At 26.9% G+C, this 18,954-nt stretch carries 19 protein-coding genes; 7 read left to right on the forward strand and 12 right to left on the reverse strand.

Features of this window, described 5'->3' with window-relative positions; all coding sequences use genetic code 11:
* Nucleotides 1–14 precede the first annotated feature (14 nt).
* From mnmH to AVBRAN9334_RS02320, 8 genes are read right to left on the reverse strand one after another with little or no spacing between them, the layout of a single operon-like run.
* A complete protein-coding gene (mnmH, locus tag AVBRAN9334_RS02285; RefSeq protein WP_336606911.1) occupies nt 15–995 on the reverse strand; it encodes a tRNA 2-selenouridine(34) synthase MnmH in 981 nt (326 codons plus the stop codon).
* Nucleotides 982–1,452, reverse strand: a complete 471-nt coding sequence (locus tag AVBRAN9334_RS02290) for an HIT family protein (protein ID WP_336606912.1) — start codon at nt 1,450–1,452, stop codon at nt 982–984. The genes mnmH and AVBRAN9334_RS02290 overlap by 14 nt, the downstream gene beginning before the upstream one ends.
* Entirely contained in the window at nt 1,424–1,894 is a 471-nt protein-coding gene (locus tag AVBRAN9334_RS02295; protein ID WP_336606913.1) for a hypothetical protein, read from the reverse strand. The genes AVBRAN9334_RS02290 and AVBRAN9334_RS02295 overlap by 29 nt, the downstream gene beginning before the upstream one ends.
* The gene (locus tag AVBRAN9334_RS02300) at nt 1,882–3,264 is read right to left on the reverse strand and encodes a tetratricopeptide repeat protein (RefSeq protein WP_336606914.1); all 1,383 of its coding nucleotides are present in this window, start codon (nt 3,262–3,264) and stop codon (nt 1,882–1,884) included. The genes AVBRAN9334_RS02295 and AVBRAN9334_RS02300 overlap by 13 nt, the downstream gene beginning before the upstream one ends.
* Nucleotides 3,246–3,611, reverse strand: coding sequence for a YkgJ family cysteine cluster protein (locus AVBRAN9334_RS02305; RefSeq protein WP_214116687.1), 366 nt, complete (start codon nt 3,609–3,611; stop codon nt 3,246–3,248). Before AVBRAN9334_RS02305 ends, AVBRAN9334_RS02300 begins: the two co-directional genes overlap by 19 nt.
* Entirely contained in the window at nt 3,598–4,281 is a 684-nt protein-coding gene (locus tag AVBRAN9334_RS02310; protein WP_214120057.1) for a tRNA1(Val) (adenine(37)-N6)-methyltransferase, read from the reverse strand. The genes AVBRAN9334_RS02305 and AVBRAN9334_RS02310 overlap by 14 nt, the downstream gene beginning before the upstream one ends.
* Nucleotides 4,278–6,416, reverse strand: a complete 2,139-nt coding sequence (locus tag AVBRAN9334_RS02315; RefSeq protein ID WP_336606915.1) for a hypothetical protein — start codon at nt 6,414–6,416, stop codon at nt 4,278–4,280. The genes AVBRAN9334_RS02310 and AVBRAN9334_RS02315 overlap by 4 nt, the downstream gene beginning before the upstream one ends.
* 2 nt (nt 6,417–6,418) lie before the next feature.
* On the reverse strand, nt 6,419–7,348 hold the full coding sequence (locus tag AVBRAN9334_RS02320; protein WP_214116693.1) for an NAD(P)-binding domain-containing protein: 930 nt from the start codon (nt 7,346–7,348) through the stop codon (nt 6,419–6,421).
* A 75-nt stretch (nt 7,349–7,423) separates the two neighbouring features.
* Between AVBRAN9334_RS02320 and trpS the strand changes: the two genes are divergently transcribed.
* The 3 genes from trpS to AVBRAN9334_RS02335 are packed head-to-tail and all read left to right on the forward strand — an operon-like array spanning nt 7,424 to nt 11,910.
* Nucleotides 7,424–8,392, forward strand: coding sequence for a tryptophan--tRNA ligase (trpS, locus tag AVBRAN9334_RS02325; RefSeq protein WP_336606916.1), 969 nt, complete (start codon nt 7,424–7,426; stop codon nt 8,390–8,392).
* Nucleotides 8,393–8,401: 9 nt separating this feature from the next.
* On the forward strand, nt 8,402–9,649 hold the full coding sequence (serS, locus tag AVBRAN9334_RS02330) for a serine--tRNA ligase (protein ID WP_214120055.1): 1,248 nt from the start codon (nt 8,402–8,404) through the stop codon (nt 9,647–9,649).
* Between the two features lie 8 nt (nt 9,650–9,657).
* Nucleotides 9,658–11,910, forward strand: coding sequence for a tetratricopeptide repeat protein (locus AVBRAN9334_RS02335; RefSeq protein WP_214120054.1), 2,253 nt, complete (start codon nt 9,658–9,660; stop codon nt 11,908–11,910).
* Between the two features lie 14 nt (nt 11,911–11,924).
* Here AVBRAN9334_RS02335 and AVBRAN9334_RS02340 read toward each other — a convergent pair whose 3' ends face one another.
* Genes AVBRAN9334_RS02340 through AVBRAN9334_RS02350 form a run of 3 tightly spaced genes read right to left on the reverse strand, consistent with a single transcriptional unit; the run spans nt 11,925 to nt 14,685 of the window.
* The gene (locus tag AVBRAN9334_RS02340; RefSeq protein WP_336606917.1) at nt 11,925–12,371 is read right to left on the reverse strand and encodes a low molecular weight protein-tyrosine-phosphatase; all 447 of its coding nucleotides are present in this window, start codon (nt 12,369–12,371) and stop codon (nt 11,925–11,927) included.
* Nucleotides 12,372–12,389: 18 nt separating this feature from the next.
* The gene (locus AVBRAN9334_RS02345; RefSeq protein ID WP_336606918.1) at nt 12,390–13,073 is read right to left on the reverse strand and encodes a hypothetical protein; all 684 of its coding nucleotides are present in this window, start codon (nt 13,071–13,073) and stop codon (nt 12,390–12,392) included.
* A 1-nt stretch (nt 13,074) separates the two neighbouring features.
* Nucleotides 13,075–14,685 (reverse strand): 4Fe-4S binding protein, encoded by a 1,611-nt coding sequence (locus AVBRAN9334_RS02350; RefSeq protein ID WP_336606919.1) that lies wholly within the window; start codon nt 14,683–14,685, stop codon nt 13,075–13,077.
* Nucleotides 14,686–14,733: 48 nt separating this feature from the next.
* Here AVBRAN9334_RS02350 and selA point away from each other — a divergent pair, with 48 nt between their 5' ends.
* The 4 genes from selA to AVBRAN9334_RS02370 are packed head-to-tail and all read left to right on the forward strand — an operon-like array spanning nt 14,734 to nt 16,861.
* Nucleotides 14,734–16,020, forward strand: a complete 1,287-nt coding sequence (gene selA / locus AVBRAN9334_RS02355; RefSeq protein WP_336606920.1) for an L-seryl-tRNA(Sec) selenium transferase — start codon at nt 14,734–14,736, stop codon at nt 16,018–16,020.
* A 2-nt stretch (nt 16,021–16,022) separates the two neighbouring features.
* Nucleotides 16,023–16,460 (forward strand): thioredoxin-dependent thiol peroxidase, encoded by a 438-nt coding sequence (gene bcp / locus AVBRAN9334_RS02360; RefSeq protein ID WP_214120049.1) that lies wholly within the window; start codon nt 16,023–16,025, stop codon nt 16,458–16,460.
* 1 nt (nt 16,461) lies between these two features.
* On the forward strand, nt 16,462–16,677 hold the full coding sequence (locus tag AVBRAN9334_RS02365; RefSeq protein ID WP_214149745.1) for a type II toxin-antitoxin system HicB family antitoxin: 216 nt from the start codon (nt 16,462–16,464) through the stop codon (nt 16,675–16,677).
* Nucleotides 16,670–16,861 (forward strand): type II toxin-antitoxin system HicA family toxin, encoded by a 192-nt coding sequence (locus tag AVBRAN9334_RS02370; RefSeq protein WP_336606921.1) that lies wholly within the window; start codon nt 16,670–16,672, stop codon nt 16,859–16,861. Before AVBRAN9334_RS02365 ends, AVBRAN9334_RS02370 begins: the two co-directional genes overlap by 8 nt.
* A 166-nt stretch (nt 16,862–17,027) precedes the next feature.
* Here AVBRAN9334_RS02370 and AVBRAN9334_RS02375 read toward each other — a convergent pair whose 3' ends face one another.
* On the reverse strand, nt 17,028–18,953 hold the full coding sequence (locus AVBRAN9334_RS02375) for a BspA family leucine-rich repeat surface protein (RefSeq protein ID WP_336606922.1): 1,926 nt from the start codon (nt 18,951–18,953) through the stop codon (nt 17,028–17,030).
* Between the last annotated feature and the right edge of the window lies 1 nt (nt 18,954).

Here is an 18,954-nt window from a genome sequence, read left to right on the forward strand (position 1 = left end):
TTTAGATTATAAAATTACAATTTCATTAACTCATTTTTAGCTTTTTCTAAATCATCAAGATTTAATAATAAATCAAATTCCTTAGGTTTTTTATAGACCTTATCATAATAATTGACTAAAAGTATTTTTGCTACACTTTTTAAATCCTTATTATTATAAGCAGTGCTTAGCTCATAAACTAAGGCATTTCCTAAATAAGGCTTTAATCTCTCAAGACAAAAATAAAAAAACTCCGAGCTAATGTTTTGATAATCATTCACACAATTTTGCACTCTAATATCCAAACTAGCTTCGCAAAACACCTTAATACCGCTATTCATTTGCTCGTAAAAATTATTAAATAAAGTTATAGTTCCTATGTTTTTGCTCTCTGCTTCTATGAATACTTTTGCATCTTTTAATACTTTTAATTCATTTATTAGATTTATATCAAATTGTTGTTGGCTAGGTTGTAAAAACCCACGAGAGCCAAAAGTTGAGCCGAAATGATGGGCTAATTTTTCTAAATCTATTTTATTATCAAGTAATTTTAAAAGCCTTGTTTTACCACAAGCTGTATTTCCTGCTAGGCTTACAAAATTAGGATTTTGATAGCTATTAAGATATGAAATCATCTCGTTTCTAAGTTCTTTAAAACCACCTTCGCATTTATAGACTTTAAATCCAATCTCACTTAAAATATGACCTATCGCGCCACTTCGCTGACCGCCCCTAGCACAATAAATATATATTTCATCTTTATGTGGATTTGCTATATTTTGTATTTTTTTAAGATGAATGCTTGTGTTTTTACAAATAAAACTAGCTCCTAATAACTTTGCGTTAAATTTATTAGTAGCATATTTTGTCCCTACTAATTTATGCTCTTCGTTATTTAAAGCAAAAAAGTTTAAGGCTTTTTTTAAATGTGCTTTTTTGTATTCATTTGGACTTCTTGCGTCTATTAAAATATTTTTATTAATATTTAAAAATTCTTTAGCACTAATTAGCTGCATTGTAGTTTTTAAAGCTCTCTTTTATCTTTAAATATAATTCATCTAGGCTAGTCCCTATAACTCTAGTATCACAAATAGTGGTTATAAAATTAGTATCCTTATGCCATCTTGGTAAGACATGTAAATGCAAGTGTTTTGCTATACCAGCACCTGCTGCATCGCCTAAATTAAGTCCGATATTTACTCCTTGTGCGTGCAAGGTTGTTCTCATAATATTTTCAGCAAATCTAGCTATTTTTGCCATTCTAAGCCAAATTATCTCATCTAAATCGTTTAAAAACTCAACATGCTTTCTAGGAGTTATTAGAATATGTCCTGGAGAATAAGGATATTTATTCATTAAAACCCTACATAACTCATCTTCATAAACTAGCACTTCACTATCTTCGCAAAAAGGACATAAACTTCTATCTTCTTTAAAATATTTATCACGCCAAGGTGCTTTTAGGTGTTGCATTAAGAATTCCTTTATATTTAGTATTTGGAACATTTTTTAATAATTTATCGTTAGCAATAAAAATATCAAATTGTTTTATGGTAGCTTTAAATAAATCTATATTATTTTTAGCTAAAAATCCTAAGCTAAAACCACAATTTTTTGCAAGATTTAATAAATCATTATTAGCAATTTTATCCAAAATAATCCCATCAGCTCCGTAAATACTAGCTTTGATTAATTCATCTTCGCTTAAGTTTTTTGAATAATAAAATAAATGTTTTTTAACATAACGCCTAGCATAACCTAGCTCATCAAAATCACTGGTAATAAAAGCATCATTTAAATCATTTAAGTCATAGCTAAATTTAATTATTTCATTTTTAAATTCACTTAAATCTCTTGGATAAAACAGATTAAATCCAAGGCTTTTTATTAGAATTTCTTTGCTTAATTCTTGCATTTATTTATCCTTTGATTATGTAGTTTTATTTCATCTTCATTTAAAACATCTTCGTTTTGTAATACTTTTTGCATAGTTTCTTGTGCGTTTTTGCAATCATTTATTAAATAATATCCCCAAGCTAAAGTATCAAGAAAATAAGCATTATCAGGTTCTTGTTCTAAAGCTTTTTGTATTAGTTTTATACCTTTTGCAATATCAATTTTTTCATCAATTATTGTATAAGCATATATATTTAGCATATTAGGAGCAACACCACCTTTAGCTACTAATTCATCTAATTTGAAATAATCAAATTCTTTAGGATTATCTAGCATTTCGTATATATATGATTCTATTAAATAACTATTATTATTTTCTTTAATTGCTTTTTGATATAAAAATTCACTAAGTTTTTTATATTCTTTTAAATTAAAATATACTTTATAAGCTAATTCATCATCTAAATTAGCTATTTCATAAAGTTCTTTTTTCTTGTTAAATTCCAATAATTTCTTAGTTATTGTGTATAAAATATCTTTATTATTTGTAAATTCATAAAGCTTCATTCCTAAGCTAAAAATCTCATCAATATCTGAAGAATTATTAAGTTCATAAAGCGCTTCTAATCTATACAACAAAAACAATGAATAATCAGGATTTATAGGCACTAATTTAGTATATTCTTTGATATTTTTATAATCTTTTTCTTTAAATAATTTTAATATTTGTTCTGAATAGCCTTTAGGGTCTAATCTAATCGTTTTCTCCCACATATTAAGAGCTTTTAAAGCATTTAAACGCATTAGTAAAAAAGGAGCTAATTCTGTATCTACTTTATTATTTTCTTCTGCGGTTTTATTAAATTCTTCTGTTAGTTTTACTACATCTTTATATTTTTCGTTAGCCATAAGCATTTCAATATATAAATATAATGAGTATAAATTGCTATATTTTTTATAATAATCTTTAGATATTTGTAAGGCTTCTTTTTTTAATCCTTGATTAAACAGCTCCTTACTCATAGCATTAGCTAGTGTAAAATCTTCGTTTTTTGATATGAATTTGTAATATTCTTTTTTTGCTTGTTTATAATTTTTTTGTTCTACTAATTTAACAATATCTAGTTTTTTGATTAAATTATTATCTTTATCAATATCTCTTAGAGTATTTACTGCTTTATCCATATTTAAATTAGCAATAAAACCTTGTTTTATTCCATTTTCTAAATAAGCTTTTAATTTTGTTTCATCATATAATTTTAAATATGATTCGCTAGATAATTTAGCATTATTATTTTCGTTTAACATTGCATTTAAACGCAAATCATCAATACTATCAGCAAAAGTAATACTAGCTAATAAGATTAGTATTAATTTACTCCAATACATTCTTTTTTAAGCTCCTTTAGGTTATTTTTAAAATATTCCCAAAACGGAAATGTTCTACATTGCATAGGTCTTGCTTCATATACTCCACAATTTTTATTAATTTCATCAAAAAATATACAAGCAAAACCATTGTTATATGGCTTTTCAATTAGGCTAAACCTAACGCCTACTTTAATGCAATATTTATTAACAAAATCATTAAAAGTTGTATTTTTTATCTTAGCTAGTTGGATAATTTCATCGCTAGTTAAAAATATATAACCACTCTCACCCGTGCAACACTTACCGCCACACTCACTGCATTTACTCTCATCAAATGAATATGAGTAATCTTTATTGTAAATCATAACTTTGAACCTTGATATTTTGATAAATTGAATTAAATTCTTTTGTTGTGCCATTACTATCGTTACATATTAAAGGTGGCAAAATCAGCACATCGCTTTTGCTTAATTTTCTTGCTTTAATTAATACTAAATTTGATGGTTTTTCTGCTTTTGTGTGAATAAATCTTATTATTTCGCATTTTAAATTCGTATTTTTTAAGGTTTCAAATATTAAATCAATTTTTTTAGCATCATAACAAAAATATAAAAAACCTTTTGGTTTTAATAATTTATCAGCACTTTTTAGCAATATTTCAAGTGGCAAAAAATCAATATGTCTTGAAATATTTAAATGCTTATTTTGTGCTTGCATTTTAGAATAAAATGGTGGATTAGAGATTATAAAATCATAATAATTATAAACTTTATAATCTTTAATATCACCTAAAATTACTTTATAATCAAGATTATTTTTTTCATAATTTTTTTTGCATAGTTTTACATTTTCTTCTTGAATATCAATTGCATCTATTTTTATATTTTTATTTTCGCTTAATAATAGGCTTAAAATTCCACTCCCAGCACCAATATCAAGTCCTATTCCTTTAAGCTTATCTTTATTTATAAAATCATATAAAATTATGCTATCACTATTGTAGCGATAGCCGTTTTTATATTGATAAATTATCATTTATAAACTCTTAAAATAAAGCCTTTTTTATTGTCTTTTGAGTATTCAGGCTCTAAACTTGAGCTAATTAGTGCATTAGGAATTTTTGATTTTATATAACTTGCAGCACTTTTTGTTCTATCTTTTGATAATCCAAAATTAGCTAAGCGAGTTAATCTTTGCACTTCTTTGCTAGCCATATGAACTCCATCAATAGCACTTAAACTCTTAAAGCCACTATCATCAATTATAGGAGTTATCTCATATAAATAATTTTGATTATATTTTGCTAAGAATTTATCAAGTTCAAGCGAGCAAGTTTTACTAAGTCCAATTACTCCTGATTTTATATCATCACAAACAAAAGTATCTTGTAGTTTTAAACTATTTGTATTTAACGAACTTCCTTTTTGAGCTAATTCAAGTTTTTTTTCTAATTCTTGAATTTTTTCTTTTTTTGCTATTAGTTCGCTATTTTCTTGATTATAGTTATTTAAAGTTTTGATATTTATTTCATTTAGTTGTTTTAATAGCTTATCTTTTTCTTCTTCTAAGGCTAAAACTCTTTCAGAATTTGTATCCTTACTAATAGTTAATTTTAGTTGTTCAATCTCATCTAAAAGTGTTTTGTTTTCTTGTTTTGCTTTATTATTATCTAGTTCTTTAGCCGCATATTCTTCTTTTAAAGCAATATATTTTACATTTAGCTCATCATAAGCTTTTGAACTTTCGTAAAGCTTATTATTTAAGTCTTTAACATCGTTTTGTTTGTTACTTAAGCTATCGTTTTTATAGTTTAAAAACTCATTATTAATTTTATTTAATTGCGTGGTTAATTCTATTTTTTCTTTTTGTAAATTATCTAATTTTGTTTTTAAATCCATATTATTTGCATTACTTGCTTTTAATTGTTCATCAATTTTTTGAAGTTTTGCTATTGTTTCACTTAAATCTTTTTCTTTTTTCTTTGAGTCTAATTCTAGTTCTTTATTTTTTAGTTGCATATCTTTTAATGCTATTTCATTTTTTGTATTTTTATCTTGTAATTTAGCATTAGATTCATTAACTTTATTTAGCTCTTTTGTAAGATTATCAAGTGAATTTTGGCTTTTATCACTTAAATCCTTAATCACTTTAGTTTGTTCGTTTTTAGATTTTTCAAGTTCTAGTTTTGCCTGAAAAACTTCATTTTTTAATTCATCTCTTTGTTTTTCAATATTTTTTAAATTATCTAATTTTTGTTCCAAATCATTTTTAACTTGATTTAGTTTTAATATTGAAGTTTTGGCATCATCTAATTTTGCTTGGAGATTTTTATTATCCAAATTAAGCTTTACAAAATCAGAATTATTATTGCTTTTTAATTCATCATTTAACTTGCTTGCTGCTTTTATTTCTTTACTTAATTCAAGATTTTTTAAGTTAAGTTCGTTATTTACTTTACTTAATTCAGCATTTACACTTTCTAAATTCCCTAGATTTTTTACTCTTTGTTTTAAAATATCATTTTCTTTAACCACATCTGTGTAATTTTTTTGATTTGCTATGATTTTTGCATTTGCTTTATCTAATTCATCTTGCAATTTTCTTGCTAAATTATCGTGTTCAAATTCGTCCATTTGTTTTTGATTACTAAGAGTTCCTAGTAAAGAATTTAGATTTTTAACAGCGTTTTCTTTATCATTTAAGCTTAATTTTAAACTATCATTTTCGCTTTTATAATTTGCTAAATCTTCATTTAGTTTATCTATCATTTGCTGATATGAGTTTTTGCTATTTTCATTTACTAATAAACTTTCGTTATTTAAACGATGAACTAATTCATTATTCTTAGTTTCTAATTGTTCGTTTTGTATTTTTAATTTTTCAATTTCTTGATATAGATTTTCTATTTCATTGGCTTTGGTATTGCTATTTTTTAAGCTTTCTATTTGCTTTGTAAGCTTTACAATTCTATCATTTAATATCTTATAGTTTTGTTCTTCAAGTTTTGGCAATTGCACTTGTTTTGTTTGTTGTTTTTGCTCTATTTTTACTTGTGGTTTTATTGGTGTTTGGTTTGTTTTTGTGTCTTTAGATGGAATTACAAAATAAATTCCACCTAAAATAACAGCACAAGCACCTAAGCTATATAGTGTTAAATTCTTCTTAGCCAAGCTTAACCCTTAATAATATAATCAGCAATTTTTTTAGCGTGATTTAAAGCAGTTATTATGCTTTCTCCATTTTTACTAGCAATATCTCCTGCTACGAAAATATTTTTAACATTACTTTGCATATTTGTATCAAAAGTAGGAACGCCTTTATCATCAATTTCTATTCCACTATTTGTTAGAAAATCAACTGGAGTAGAGCCACCAATTCCATAAATTATCCTATCAAAAATCTCTTTTTCACCATTAGTATAAGTAACTTCAGGTTTGTTATCTACTTCATTTACTTCGCTAATATCAGTTGCTAATTTTAAAGTAAGTTTTGCTTCATATACATTTTTATGATTTATTTCATTAATTCTACTAAATTCAGCTCTTCTATAGCATAATGTAACATTTGCTTTTTTGCTTAAATCAACAGCGTATTCAACAGCACTATTACCACCACCAACTACTAAGATTTTTTCATTTTCTTTAGCGTCGTTTGCGTTAAAATTGATAACTTTACTTAATTTTGAAGGTAGTTTATAACTTGGTTTATTTGGTTTTCCCATTCTACCTATTGAAATTACTGCATTTTTTGTTTTAAATTCGCCTTTACTTGAATATACAACTAAATTTCCATCAACTTGCTTGATTTTCTCAACTTCATTTGAAAACATTACTTCAAAAGAACCATCGCAAAGGCTTGTAAATAATTCTAATGAGCTTTCTTTTGTTCCATCTTCAAAAGGTATATTTCCTAAGTTTGGAATATCAATTTTATTATAAACTTTATCAACTCTTTTTCCATCTTTATAATAAGTTCTAAAAGTTTGACAATTCTCTGCTGCTTTTTCTATTAATAAAACATTTTTTAAACCATTTTTATGTGCTTCATAAGCACTTGCAATTCCTGCTGGACCTGCACCTATTACTACTAAATCATATAGCATTTAAGCTCCTTTATTAATTTTTTTGCTCTATATTAAGCATAAATTTTAAATTACAAGTAAAGATATGGAGAACAAATGAGAATTTTTACAGGACTTCAGCCAAGTGGGGATTTGCATATAGGCAATTATTTTGGAGCAATAGCTCCAATGATGAAAAGACAAAATGATAATGAAATGATAATGTTTATTGCAAATTATCACGCTATGACAAGTATTTTAAAGGATAAAAAAACAGCTAGTAATTTTAAAGATAATATTAATAAAGCAGCAGCTGCATTTTTAGCTTTAGGATTAAATCCAAATAAAAGTATATTTTATTTACAAAGTGATGTTAAAGAAGTCTTAGAACTTTATTGGATACTATCGCAATTTACTCCTATGGGATTACTTGAAAGAGCACATTCATATAAGGATAAAATAGCAAAAGGTCTTAGTGCAAATCACGGCTTATTTTCATATCCTGTTTTAATGGCGGCTGATATTTTATTGTTTGATGCACCATTAGTTCCTGTTGGAAAAGACCAAATTCAACACCTAGAAATTACAAGAGATATTGCAATTAAATTTAATAATGAATTTGGAAATGTATTTACTATCCCTGAAGCATTAGTTGATGAAAATACTCAAACAATAGTAGGCACAGATGGTGCTAAAATGAGTAAAAGTTATGGCAATACTATTGATATTTTCACAAGTTATAAACAACTTAAAAAACAAGTAAATAAAATAGTAAGCGATAGCACTCCTATTGAAGAGCCTAAGGATTGGAAAAATTGTAATATATATAAAATTGCTGAATTATTTTTAGATGAAAATGGTTTAGCAAGTCTTCGTGCAAGATATGAAAAAGGTGGAGAAGGATACGGGCATTTTAAATTGTATTTATGTGATGTTATTTGGGAGTATTTTGACAAGGCTAGAAGTGAGTATGAAAGATTATTGCAAGGTAAAGAAATTGCTGATATATTAAACGATGGTGCAAAAAAAGCTAGTATATTAGCGCAAAATAAAATGCAACAAGTTTATAAAGCTTTAAGTTTATAAGGAGAAATTATGATAGATTTAAGAAAAATTGAAGAAAATTATGAAGTTTTTAATCAAAAATTAAAAGCAAAAAAAGTAGATGATGGGGTTTTAAAAAGTTTATTAGATAGCTACAATGATACAAAAGCGTTAAAAATAGAATTAGAAAACGCTCAAAGTTTTCAAAACAAATTCTCAAAAGAAATGGGACTTAAAGCAAAATCAGGAGAAGATATAAGTGAGCTTAAAAAGTCTTTAGATGAAAATAAGAAAAAAATAGCTGAATTAAACGAAAAAGTAAGCGTAAGTGAAGCTAAATTAAATGAAATTGCAGCTTGTATTCCAAATTTAATAGCTGATTGTGTGCCTATTGGAAATGATGAAGAAGAAAATGTAGAGATTAAAAAGGTATTAACTCCACCAACATTTAATTTCACTCCAAAAGACCATCACGATTTAGGTGTGGCACTTGGTTGGCTTGATTTTGAGCGTGGTGTAAAAGTTGCTAAAAGTCGTTTTGTAGCTTTACGCGGTGAAGGTGCAAGACTTGAAAGAGCATTATATAATTATATGATAGATTTTAACCGCTCAAGAGGATTTGAGTTTGTAAATACTCCTTATATTGTAAATGCTAATACTATGTTTGGCACAGGACAATTACCTAAATTTAAAGATGATTTATTCAAAATTGATGGCGAAGAATTGTATTTAATCCCTACAAGCGAAGTTAGTGTAACAAATCTATATAATGATGAAATTATAGCTTTAAATGAATTACCTATCAAAATGACTTGCTATTCACCTTGTTTTAGAAAAGAAGCAGGAAGTGCGGGGCGTGATACAAAAGGAATTATCCGCCAACACCAATTCGGAAAAGTTGAACTTGTAAGCATTAGCACTCAAGAAGATAGCGATAAAGTATTTGAAGATATGCTTAGTTGTGCAAGTGATTTATTAACAAGCTTAGGTTTAGCTCATAGACATTTAATGCTTTGTAGTGGGGATTTGGGCTTTAGTGCAGGAAAAACCGTTGATTTAGAAGTGTGGCTACCAGCACAAAATAAATATCGTGAAATTAGCTCTGTTAGTAATTGCTATGATTTTCAAGCAAGACGCGCAAAAATAAGATATAAAGATGAAAATGGTAAAAACAAATTAGCTCATACACTAAATGGTTCAAGCCTTGCAGTAGGTAGGACTTTAGTAGCTATTATGGAAAATTATCAAAGAGAAGATGGCACAATAGCAATACCTGAAGTATTACAAAAATATATGTAAGATAAAGTATGGCAGAAGAACAAGTAATTGTTATTGAAGAAGGAAATACTCTTCCAGTAAAACAAAGTAAGTTCAGCAAAAAAAGTATAATTTTAATCGCTGGACTTTCTTTACTTATTATTATTTTATTAGTAGTTTTGCTTTTTTTAATTTTTACTCAAGATAAGTCAAAAGAAATTAAAGTTGAGCAAAATGAGCTAATAGAGCCAAAAATAAGTATTCAACAATTTAAAAGCCAAAAATTAGATTTAATGGTGGCAAAAGCCAATGCTTTATATGAGAGTGGAAACAAAAGTGAAGCTTTAAAAATATATGAAAATATAGCTAAATATAATGAGAGTTTTTCGCATTATAATTTAGGAGTTTCAAGAATGAAACAAGCAAACTATAAAGGAGCTTTAGAGAGTTTTCAAAAGGCTTTAGAAAATAATGAAAATAACACGGTGGCTGCTTTAAATGCTGCTGTTTGTGCTTTAAAATTACAAAAAGATAAAGAATTTAAATATTATATAGATTTAGCATATTCTTATTTAAGTAATGAAAAAAACTCAAGCCTTTATTATTATTACTTAGGTTTAGTGAATTTTTATAAAGGATTTTATCCTGAAGCTTTACAAGCATTAAATAAACAAATCCATCCACTTTATCAAAACGACGCAAGATATTTAAGAGCAAAAATATTAAGCTCATTTAATAAAAGTTCTGATTCTATAAGAGAGATTAATTTACAAGATTCTTATGATAAAAATTTATCTTTAGGATTACTTTATGCAAGAAATGCTGAATATAACAAAGCAAGATTTTATTTAAAAAATGCACTTGAAAAAAGAATAAAACCAAAAGAGACAAAATTAGCTTTAGCTTTAGTTGATATAAAATTAGCAGAATATCAAGAAGCTTCAAGGTTTTTAAAAGAATTAGAAAAAAATGATTTAGAGTGGCTCAAGTCAAGCTATAATGTAAAAACAACCATAGATGATAGGATATTTGATATAAATTACGCTCAACATACTTATGAAAAAACCTTTATAGATTCAAAGCAACAAAAATATGATTTGATATTTTATTTTTCGCCTTTTAAAGTATTTGATGCGACAAGTGCGACTAAGATGATAAATAAGGCAAATGTTAATATTTACTTAGATGATTTAGATAAAAGTTCAAATTATCTTAAAAATAGTCAAACTTTATCAAAGATAAATATACAAATTACAAAAGCTTTAAATTATGCTTTTAGTTATGATATAAAGAGTGCTAGTGAATTATTAGAAGAATTAGTAAAACTTTATCCGCAGCATAGTATTTTGCAATATGATTTAGGTTTAGCATATGCACTCTTAGGCAAATATGATTTAGCAAAAAAGCACTTTTTAGCTAGTTATCATTTAGACCCTAAGGATTTAAGAGCAGGAATTTATGCTTTATTTTGTTCGGATTTATTGTATGATGATACTACGAAATTAGAGCAAGATTTACAATATAATTTAAATTATGTTGAAGATGAAAAAGATAGAAATTATTATTTAGCATTGCTTTCAATTAAGAAAAAAGATTATGTAAATATGCAAGGTTTTTTGAACCAAACTAATACAAATAATATTAGTAATATTAGTTTAGAAATTCTTGGATTTTATATGCAAAATGATTATGACAAGATGATAGATAAATCAAAAGTTTTAATAGATTTAAGTGATAATGACATAATTGCAAATATTTTATATTTTTCTTTAAAAAATAATAAAAAAGATGTAAAAGCCTATGCTAAAGATGTTCAAATGTATTTTCTCAACAAAAAATTAGATTATCGCTCATTATTTGGTGGTGCTAAAATAGTAGGGTATAACTATGTAAAATTAATGCAGATTTCAGGTCTTTTACAACAAGAAAGAGAAAAATTAAAGCAATATTTAAAAACTAATGAAGACATAGGAGCTTTAAAAGCGCTTGCTTATATAGATATTTATGCTAATGAATTTGAAGAGAGTTTTGCAATTTATAATAGTTTGATTGATGATTATCATATTGAAGATTCTGATATTTTATTTTTAGCTAGTGTTGCAGCTATTGGAGCAGGGCATAATAATTCAGCTATAGCCTTACTTGAGCTATCTCGTGTAAAAAATCCAAGCAATCTTGAGTCACGATTAGCCTTAGCCTTACTTTATCACGAAGCAAAAAATTATGAATCAGCTATATCGCAATATGAGAAAATGAATGATGAATACAAATCAGAGTTTTTTACATTTCAGATATTTAGATAAGATTTAGTTTTTAGCTAAATCTTATTATTTTCAATTTCTTTTAAAATGTTTTTGCAAGCATTATTTAAAATCATATAAACTTCATCAAAATTATTTGTATACCAAGGGTCAGGTACATTTTTATATCCTAAATCACAATAAGAACATATTGGTTTTACTTTGTCTTTAAACTCAGAAAAATTATTTAAAACATCTTTATAATTACTCTCGTCCATAGTAAGGATTAAATCATATTCTTGGCATAATTTTTTTGTGAGTTTTTTTGATACGAAATTATCGCATTCAATATTTTTATTTTTTAAAAGTTTTTTCGTGCCTATATGCATATCTTCTCCATCGTGATAACCTGCTGTTCCTGAACTTGTTATTTTAAATTCTTTATTTTTGCATAAGTTTTTCATAATAAACTCAGCCATAGGAGAGCGACAAATATTGCCTAAACATACAAACATTATCTTCATTTTATTCCTTTATAAAACTTATTCTATATTTTCTTTAAAGCTAGTTAGCTCACTCATATTGATTTTTGAAAACTCGGTTGGAAGTCTTGGTTCATAAGGTATTCTTTGTAATGCAATATCAGCAACCGATTCTTTTTTAGCAGGTGCATTTACACTATAAAATGCCCTTTCAATTTGTATTAAATAAGATATGATATTTGCAATATGAGTAAATATTTTTGAGTTTTTATGAGTTTGTAGTTTTTCACAAAACTCATCTACAACTTCATTAATAATTCTTGAAAATAGCTCCTGACATAATTCATCATTATTTTTGCATAAAACGCTACCTAGATAAAATAAAAAATTCATACTATCTTCATTATCGCTAAGATTTGTGTTTTTGATTAAATTAGCTCTTTTTAAAATTCCTGTTGCAATTATTCTCATTTTGCCATTATCACGCCCTTCATCATAAAAACTAGCATCAGTAGGCACATTTACATAAGAAAAATCATAAAAAACAGCATTTTGCTCATCTTTATAAGCTGCATAATCAGTATCTAAAATTACTTTAAAATCATCTTTTAAATCATCTAAATTATCATAAAAAAACTTAGCTTGTTCTCTTAAAGTATTAAAATCATCATTATTCATAAAGCTAATTGCTCTAGCGCAAAATTCGTAAAAATATGACCTAGTTATATTTAATTCTTCGTTCATTTTAACCTTTCAAAAATTTATTTAATTTTTCTTCAAGTGGTGCAAAAAAACTATTTGTATCATCAAAAACTTGAGCTTGTTTTAGCATCATTATCTTAGCTTTACAATCAGCACAACAATAAAGCGAGTATTTTTTCGTAACATCAGAGCTAAAAGCAGCCCCTAAAATACCAGCTATTTTATCAATTGATTTTTTAGTAGCAAATTCTTTACCACACTCAATACAAGCAAACAATTCATCTTTAGCTAAAGTTTTATGAGTAAAGCTAATCGGATTTAGTTCTAAAATATCATTTTGTATAAAAATAGTATCTTTTTCAGCACAAGAATTTATGCAATATCCACAACTTGTGCATAATGATGCGTTAAATTTAATAGCATTTTCTTTACTATCAGCTAAAATTGCGTTCGTATTACAAGCCCCAGCACAAGAAGCACAAAGGGTGCAAGTGCTTTCATTTATGCTAATTTTTGCATAATTTTTAGCAGTGATTACGCCTTTATCTAAATTATTTAACATAGAAGAGATTTTTAAGCCAAAAAGCTCTCTTTTATTTAATCTAAAATTACTTTCGCTTGATTTAAATTCTTTTATCAATTCATTTGGAATTTCATCTAAATTTGCATTTACATATATAGCTATTTTTCCTGTGATTGCCTTACAAATATCATTTACTAAGTTGATTTTTTCGGCTAAAAATTCGCTAATATCTCCGACTATAGCAATGCTTTTACCACTTGTGTTTATTAAATGTAAAAGTATTAATTCATCTAATAAATCAAAAGGTATATTAAATGGTAAAAAATGCTTTATATTAAAATCATTATCATAATTTTGAGTTATGATTATTTGCTCGTTTTCATAGATTTTGCTAATTTCTTTTATGCAATCTTTATTAAACTCACAAAACTCAAGTGCATTAGTAGGACATACGCTTACGCATTTTGCACAATTAATACAATCAATTTCGCTTATTATGATTTTTTTATCATCAGTGCTTAAAGCCACGCTAGGACAGGCCTCAACGCACCAACCACAATGCTCACTCCTACGCCCATCTAATTGACATAAACTTGAATTAAACTCAATCTTTCTTGTAAAGCTAATTTTACCCGTTAAAGAATTTAAATCTTGCAGTATATTTTCATGATTTATTAATACTGCGTGATTGTTTAGTTTTGTTTGTGAAATAGCTAAATCACAATCTAATTCGCCTTCTTTAGTAACTACTACAAGTGAGCCAATCCCACCATAAACAAACTCAAATTCACTAACGCAAACAGCCTTATAACCATTATCTATTAATTTGTTTTTTAAATCTTTATCATCAAATAATATGCAAATTCTTTTATCAATATTCGCATATAAATTAATCTCACTTGAATAATCATAATTAATAGCTCTTGCTTCATATAATTTTTCTAATTTTTCATTATTAAAAGCACTTGAGTTTTTTATATAAAAATCAATTTCAGGAGCATAGATTAAAGCATTTAAAGCCTTATCATTTGCTATTAGAAATTTCTCATTAGTAGGGCTATTTATAACGGCTATATTTTTGCCTAAATCATCTATAAAATCAGCCTTTTTTAAATATGCAAATTCTTTCATTTTTACCTTTCCTTGCTAGTATTTTAAAAAATATTTAAGGATTTTAAAATGCTACCACAAATATCAAAATTAATTAATGCCTTTAATGATAAACCTAGTTTTTTAGTTAGCTTTTTGGCTAAAGAATTAATAAATGAACTAAGAGCTACTAATAAAGAGCAAAGTTACGAGATGATACTCAAAGAGCTTAATGAAAGAATTAATAAAAGGCTATTAAAAGAGCCAAGAGCATTGATAAATGCTACTGGTGTGGTGCTTCATACAAATCTTGGTCGTGCTTTAATGAGCGAGAGTGATTATGATGAATTAAAGGCTTTTCATACTAATAATATTAATTTAGAATTTGATTTAGAAAGCAATGCAAGGGGTAAAAGAGATGAAAATCTCATATTTTATTTAAAAATGCTTTTTGGTTGCGAAGATGCACTTGTGGTAAATAATAACGCTGCTGCTGTATTTTTAGTATTAAATACTTTAGGCAAAAACGAAGGTGTAATTACAAGTAGAGCCGAGCTAGTAGAAATTGGCGGGGGATTTAGAGTAAGCGATGTAATGCGTGAAAGTGGAGCAAGGCTTATTGAAGTAGGAACTACTAATAAGACTAAGATGAGCGATTATGAAGCTGAATTAAACAATGCAAAAATGATTTTAAAAACTCATAAATCAAACTTTTATATCGGTGGATTTAGTCAAGAAGTAGATGCGATTAGCCTAAATGATTTAGCTTGTAAAAATGAAAAAATATTTTATTATGATTTAGGTAGTGGCTATGTGGATTTAATAAATGATAGTTTAAAAGATGAGCCTAGTGTAAAAAGCCTAATATCTAAAGGTATTAGCTTGGTTTCATTTAGTGGGGATAAATTATTTTCTAGCACTCAAGCAGGAATTATTTTAGGTAAAAAAGAACTAATTGAAAAATTACGCAAAAATCAGCTTTTAAGAATGTTTAGGCTAAATAAAACTAGTTTATTAATACTGACAAAAGCTGTTAAAAATTATTTAAATAAAGACTATGCAAATCTACCAAGCCTAGCTTTATTAAATGATACAAAATCTCAAGTCTTAAACAAAGCAAAAACCTTGCAAGAGCTAATAAATTTTGGCGAAATCATAGAGAGCAAAAGCCTAGTAGGGGGTGGCTCAATGCCTGAAAAATTACTAAGTGGCTATGCTTTAAAAATTAAGGCTAATAAAAGCAAGATAAACGAACTTTTAAATAAAGGTGTAGTGGCTAATTATGATAAAGATAGCATAATAATTGATTTAAGGAGCGTTTTACCTAATCAATTAGAATGCTTAGCAAATATTATAAAAGAAGTTTTAAAGGATTAAATATGGAATTTACTTTATTAAATCAAGATGAAGTAGCGATTAATCTAAGTGATTTTCGCGGTAAAAAGGTGATAGTGTTTTTTTATCCAAAAGCTTACACTCCAGGTTGTACTAAGCAAAATTGTGAATTAAGTGAGAGTTTTGATAAATTGCTTAATGCAGGATATGTGCTGATTGGAATTAGCCCTGATAAGTGTGAAAAACTAGCGAAATTTAAAGCTGAATACGGCTTAAATCAGATTTTATTAAGCGATGAATTTAAAGAAGTGGCTAAGCTATTTGGTGCTTGGGGGATTAAGAAAAATTATGGTAAAGAATACGAAGGGCTTATTCGCTCGTGTTTTATCCTAGATGAAAACGGCGAAATCATTAAAGAATACAAAAATCACAAAGCAACAGGTTTTGCCGCAAGACTTAATAAGGATTTATTAGGAGAATAAAATGAATGCAATCATAGAAAAAGATGAGAATGGTTATTATGCTTATGTTCCTGCTCTAAAAGGCTGCGTTTCGCAAGGCGATACTTACGAAGAAGCATTAGAAAACATAAAAGAAGCAAGCGAATTATATTTAGAGAGCTTAAGTGATGATGAGAGATTAAAGCTTTTAAATGCTTTTGTCTCTATAGTTCCTTTGCAAGTTGGCAAATATGCCTGAATTACCAGTGCTTACTGCTAAAGAATGTGAAAAATTGCTTTTAGAAAACGGCTTTATTTTTGATAGACAAAAAGGTAGCCATAAGATATATTATAAAGATAATTTAAGAATGGTTTTACCTTTTCATAGCGACAAAACCTTACACCCAAAAATAATAAAGCAAGTTTTAGAGCTTATAAAATGATTTTTAATACTTTAGATGAAATTATTAAATTAGATTTTGTTTAATTAGTGGGATTTTAAAATAACAATGCTTAGCAAATATTTTAAAAGAAGTTTTAAAGAATAGAGTATAAAAATCACAAAGCAACAGGTTTTGCCGCAAGACTTAATAAGGATTTATTAGGAATTTAATTCCTAATAATGTAATCATCAAGGTTGCTATGATCAAACATATATTTAGTATCAACATCGCTAAATATAGCAAAATTAATCTTATAAGTGCCTTTACATTTATAAAACATATAGCTCATATCCTTTACATTAGTAATATTCCAAGTGTTTATTCCTTGAAAGTTTTTTCTTTTTGATTTATAAAATAATCTACTCATATCAGTTATTAAACTCGTATCAATTTCGCCTAAATTTATACTCTCATTATCTACTAAGGCTTTTAATTCTTCTTTTGTTTTAGGTTTATAAACGCTTTTTATTAGTGTATCGTTAGCAAAATTAATTTCTTGTTTATATGCATAACATCTAAATATAAGCCCATAAATATTAGCTTTTGAAATGTTAAAATTGATTGCTTGATTAAAACTTTCACACCCACAAAACATCCCACTCATATCAGTTACATTGCTAGTATCAAAGTTTAAAGCTTGATTAAAATTTATACAATTAAAAAACATTCGGTGCATATTATTTACATTACTAGTATCAAAATCTAAAGTCTGATTGAAATTCTTACATTCGCTAAACATCCCACTCATATCAGTTACATTACTAGTATTAAAATCTAAAGGCTGATTAAAATTCTCGCAAAAAGAAAACATCGCACTCATATCAGTTACATTTCTAGTATCAAAATCTAAAGGCTGATTAAAATTCTCGCAAAAAGAAAACATCGCACTCATATCAGTTACATTTCTAGTATTAAAATCTAAAGGCTGGTTAAAACTACCACATCCATAAAACATTTCACTCATATTAGTTACATTTCTAGTATTAAAATCTAAAGGCTGATTAAAATTCTTACATCTATCAAACATCCAATTCATACCGATTACTTTACTAGTATCAAACTTAAGCTCTTGATTAAAGCTTATACACCAAGCAAACATCCCACTCATACTAGTTACATTTCTAGTATCAAAATCTAAAGGCTGATTAAAATTCTTACATCTATCAAACATTCTACTCATACTAGTTACATTTCTAGTATCAAAATCTAAAGGCTGATTAAAATTCTCGCAAAAAGAAAACATCTCACTCATATTAGTTACATTTCTAGTATTAAAACCTAAAGGTTGATTAAAATTATCACATCCAGAAAACATCCCACTCATATTAGTTACATTACTAGTATCAAAATTTAAAGCTTGATTAAAATTATCACATCCACGAAACATCCCACTCATATTAGTTACATTACTAGTATCAAAATCTAAAGCTTGATTAAAATTTATACAATTAAAAAACATCCCATTCATATGAGTTACATTACTAGTATCAAAATCTAAAGGTTGATTAAAATTATCACATCCACGAAACATCCAATCCATATCACTTACATTACTAGTATCAAACTTAAGTTCTTGATTAAAGCTTATACACCAAGCAAACATCCCATGCATATCAGTTACATTACTAGTATCAAAATCTAAAGGTTGATTAAAATTATCACATCCAGAAAACATCCAACCCATATCACTTACATTACTAGTATCAAAATCTAAAGGTTGATTAAAATTATCACATCCAGAAAACATCCCATTCATATCAGTTACATTACTAGTATTAAAATTTAAAGGTTTATTAAATTTCTCACACCATTTAAACATCTCACTCATATTAGTTACATTTCTAGTATCAAAATCTAAAGCTTGATTGAAGTTTTTACAATTTTCAAACATACTGCACATATTTTTTACCCTAGAAGTGTCCCAAGTATTTATGCCGCTAAAGTCTTTTCGCTCACTATCTTTAAAAAGCTCACTCATATTAGTTATCAAACTCGTATCAATATCAGCTAGATTTATACTCTCATCACTTACTAAAACCTTTAATTCTTTTTTATTTTTAGGCTTGTATTTTAATTCATTTGTTTTTGACATT

The sequence above is a fragment of the Campylobacter sp. RM9334 genome (genome assembly GCF_020138145.1).
Taxonomy (GTDB): Bacteria; Campylobacterota; Campylobacteria; order Campylobacterales; family Campylobacteraceae; genus Campylobacter_E.

Coding starts and splice junctions, on each gene's coding strand:
- AVBRAN9334_RS02320 (WP_214116693.1), bottom strand. CDS start 7,348: ATGCTATATGATTTAGTAGTAATAGGTGCAGGTCCAGCAGGAATTGCA.
- selA (WP_336606920.1), top strand. CDS start 14,734: ATGCTACCACAAATATCAAAATTAATTAATGCCTTTAATGATAAACCT.
- AVBRAN9334_RS02340 (WP_336606917.1), bottom strand. CDS start 12,371: ATGAAGATAATGTTTGTATGTTTAGGCAATATTTGTCGCTCTCCTATG.
- AVBRAN9334_RS02350 (WP_336606919.1), bottom strand. CDS start 14,685: ATGAAAGAATTTGCATATTTAAAAAAGGCTGATTTTATAGATGATTTA.
- AVBRAN9334_RS02375 (WP_336606922.1), bottom strand. CDS start 18,953: ATGTCAAAAACAAATGAATTAAAATACAAGCCTAAAAATAAAAAAGAA.
- mnmH (WP_336606911.1), bottom strand. CDS start 995: ATGCAGCTAATTAGTGCTAAAGAATTTTTAAATATTAATAAAAATATT.
- AVBRAN9334_RS02300 (WP_336606914.1), bottom strand. CDS start 3,264: ATGTATTGGAGTAAATTAATACTAATCTTATTAGCTAGTATTACTTTT.
- AVBRAN9334_RS02370 (WP_336606921.1), top strand. CDS start 16,670: ATGCCTGAATTACCAGTGCTTACTGCTAAAGAATGTGAAAAATTGCTT.
- AVBRAN9334_RS02365 (WP_214149745.1), top strand. CDS start 16,462: ATGAATGCAATCATAGAAAAAGATGAGAATGGTTATTATGCTTATGTT.
- serS (WP_214120055.1), top strand. CDS start 8,402: ATGATAGATTTAAGAAAAATTGAAGAAAATTATGAAGTTTTTAATCAA.
- AVBRAN9334_RS02295 (WP_336606913.1), bottom strand. CDS start 1,894: ATGCAAGAATTAAGCAAAGAAATTCTAATAAAAAGCCTTGGATTTAAT.
- AVBRAN9334_RS02335 (WP_214120054.1), top strand. CDS start 9,658: ATGGCAGAAGAACAAGTAATTGTTATTGAAGAAGGAAATACTCTTCCA.
- AVBRAN9334_RS02345 (WP_336606918.1), bottom strand. CDS start 13,073: ATGAACGAAGAATTAAATATAACTAGGTCATATTTTTACGAATTTTGC.
- trpS (WP_336606916.1), top strand. CDS start 7,424: ATGAGAATTTTTACAGGACTTCAGCCAAGTGGGGATTTGCATATAGGC.
- bcp (WP_214120049.1), top strand. CDS start 16,023: ATGGAATTTACTTTATTAAATCAAGATGAAGTAGCGATTAATCTAAGT.
- AVBRAN9334_RS02310 (WP_214120057.1), bottom strand. CDS start 4,281: ATGATAATTTATCAATATAAAAACGGCTATCGCTACAATAGTGATAGC.
- AVBRAN9334_RS02305 (WP_214116687.1), bottom strand. CDS start 3,611: ATGATTTACAATAAAGATTACTCATATTCATTTGATGAGAGTAAATGC.
- AVBRAN9334_RS02290 (WP_336606912.1), bottom strand. CDS start 1,452: ATGCAACACCTAAAAGCACCTTGGCGTGATAAATATTTTAAAGAAGAT.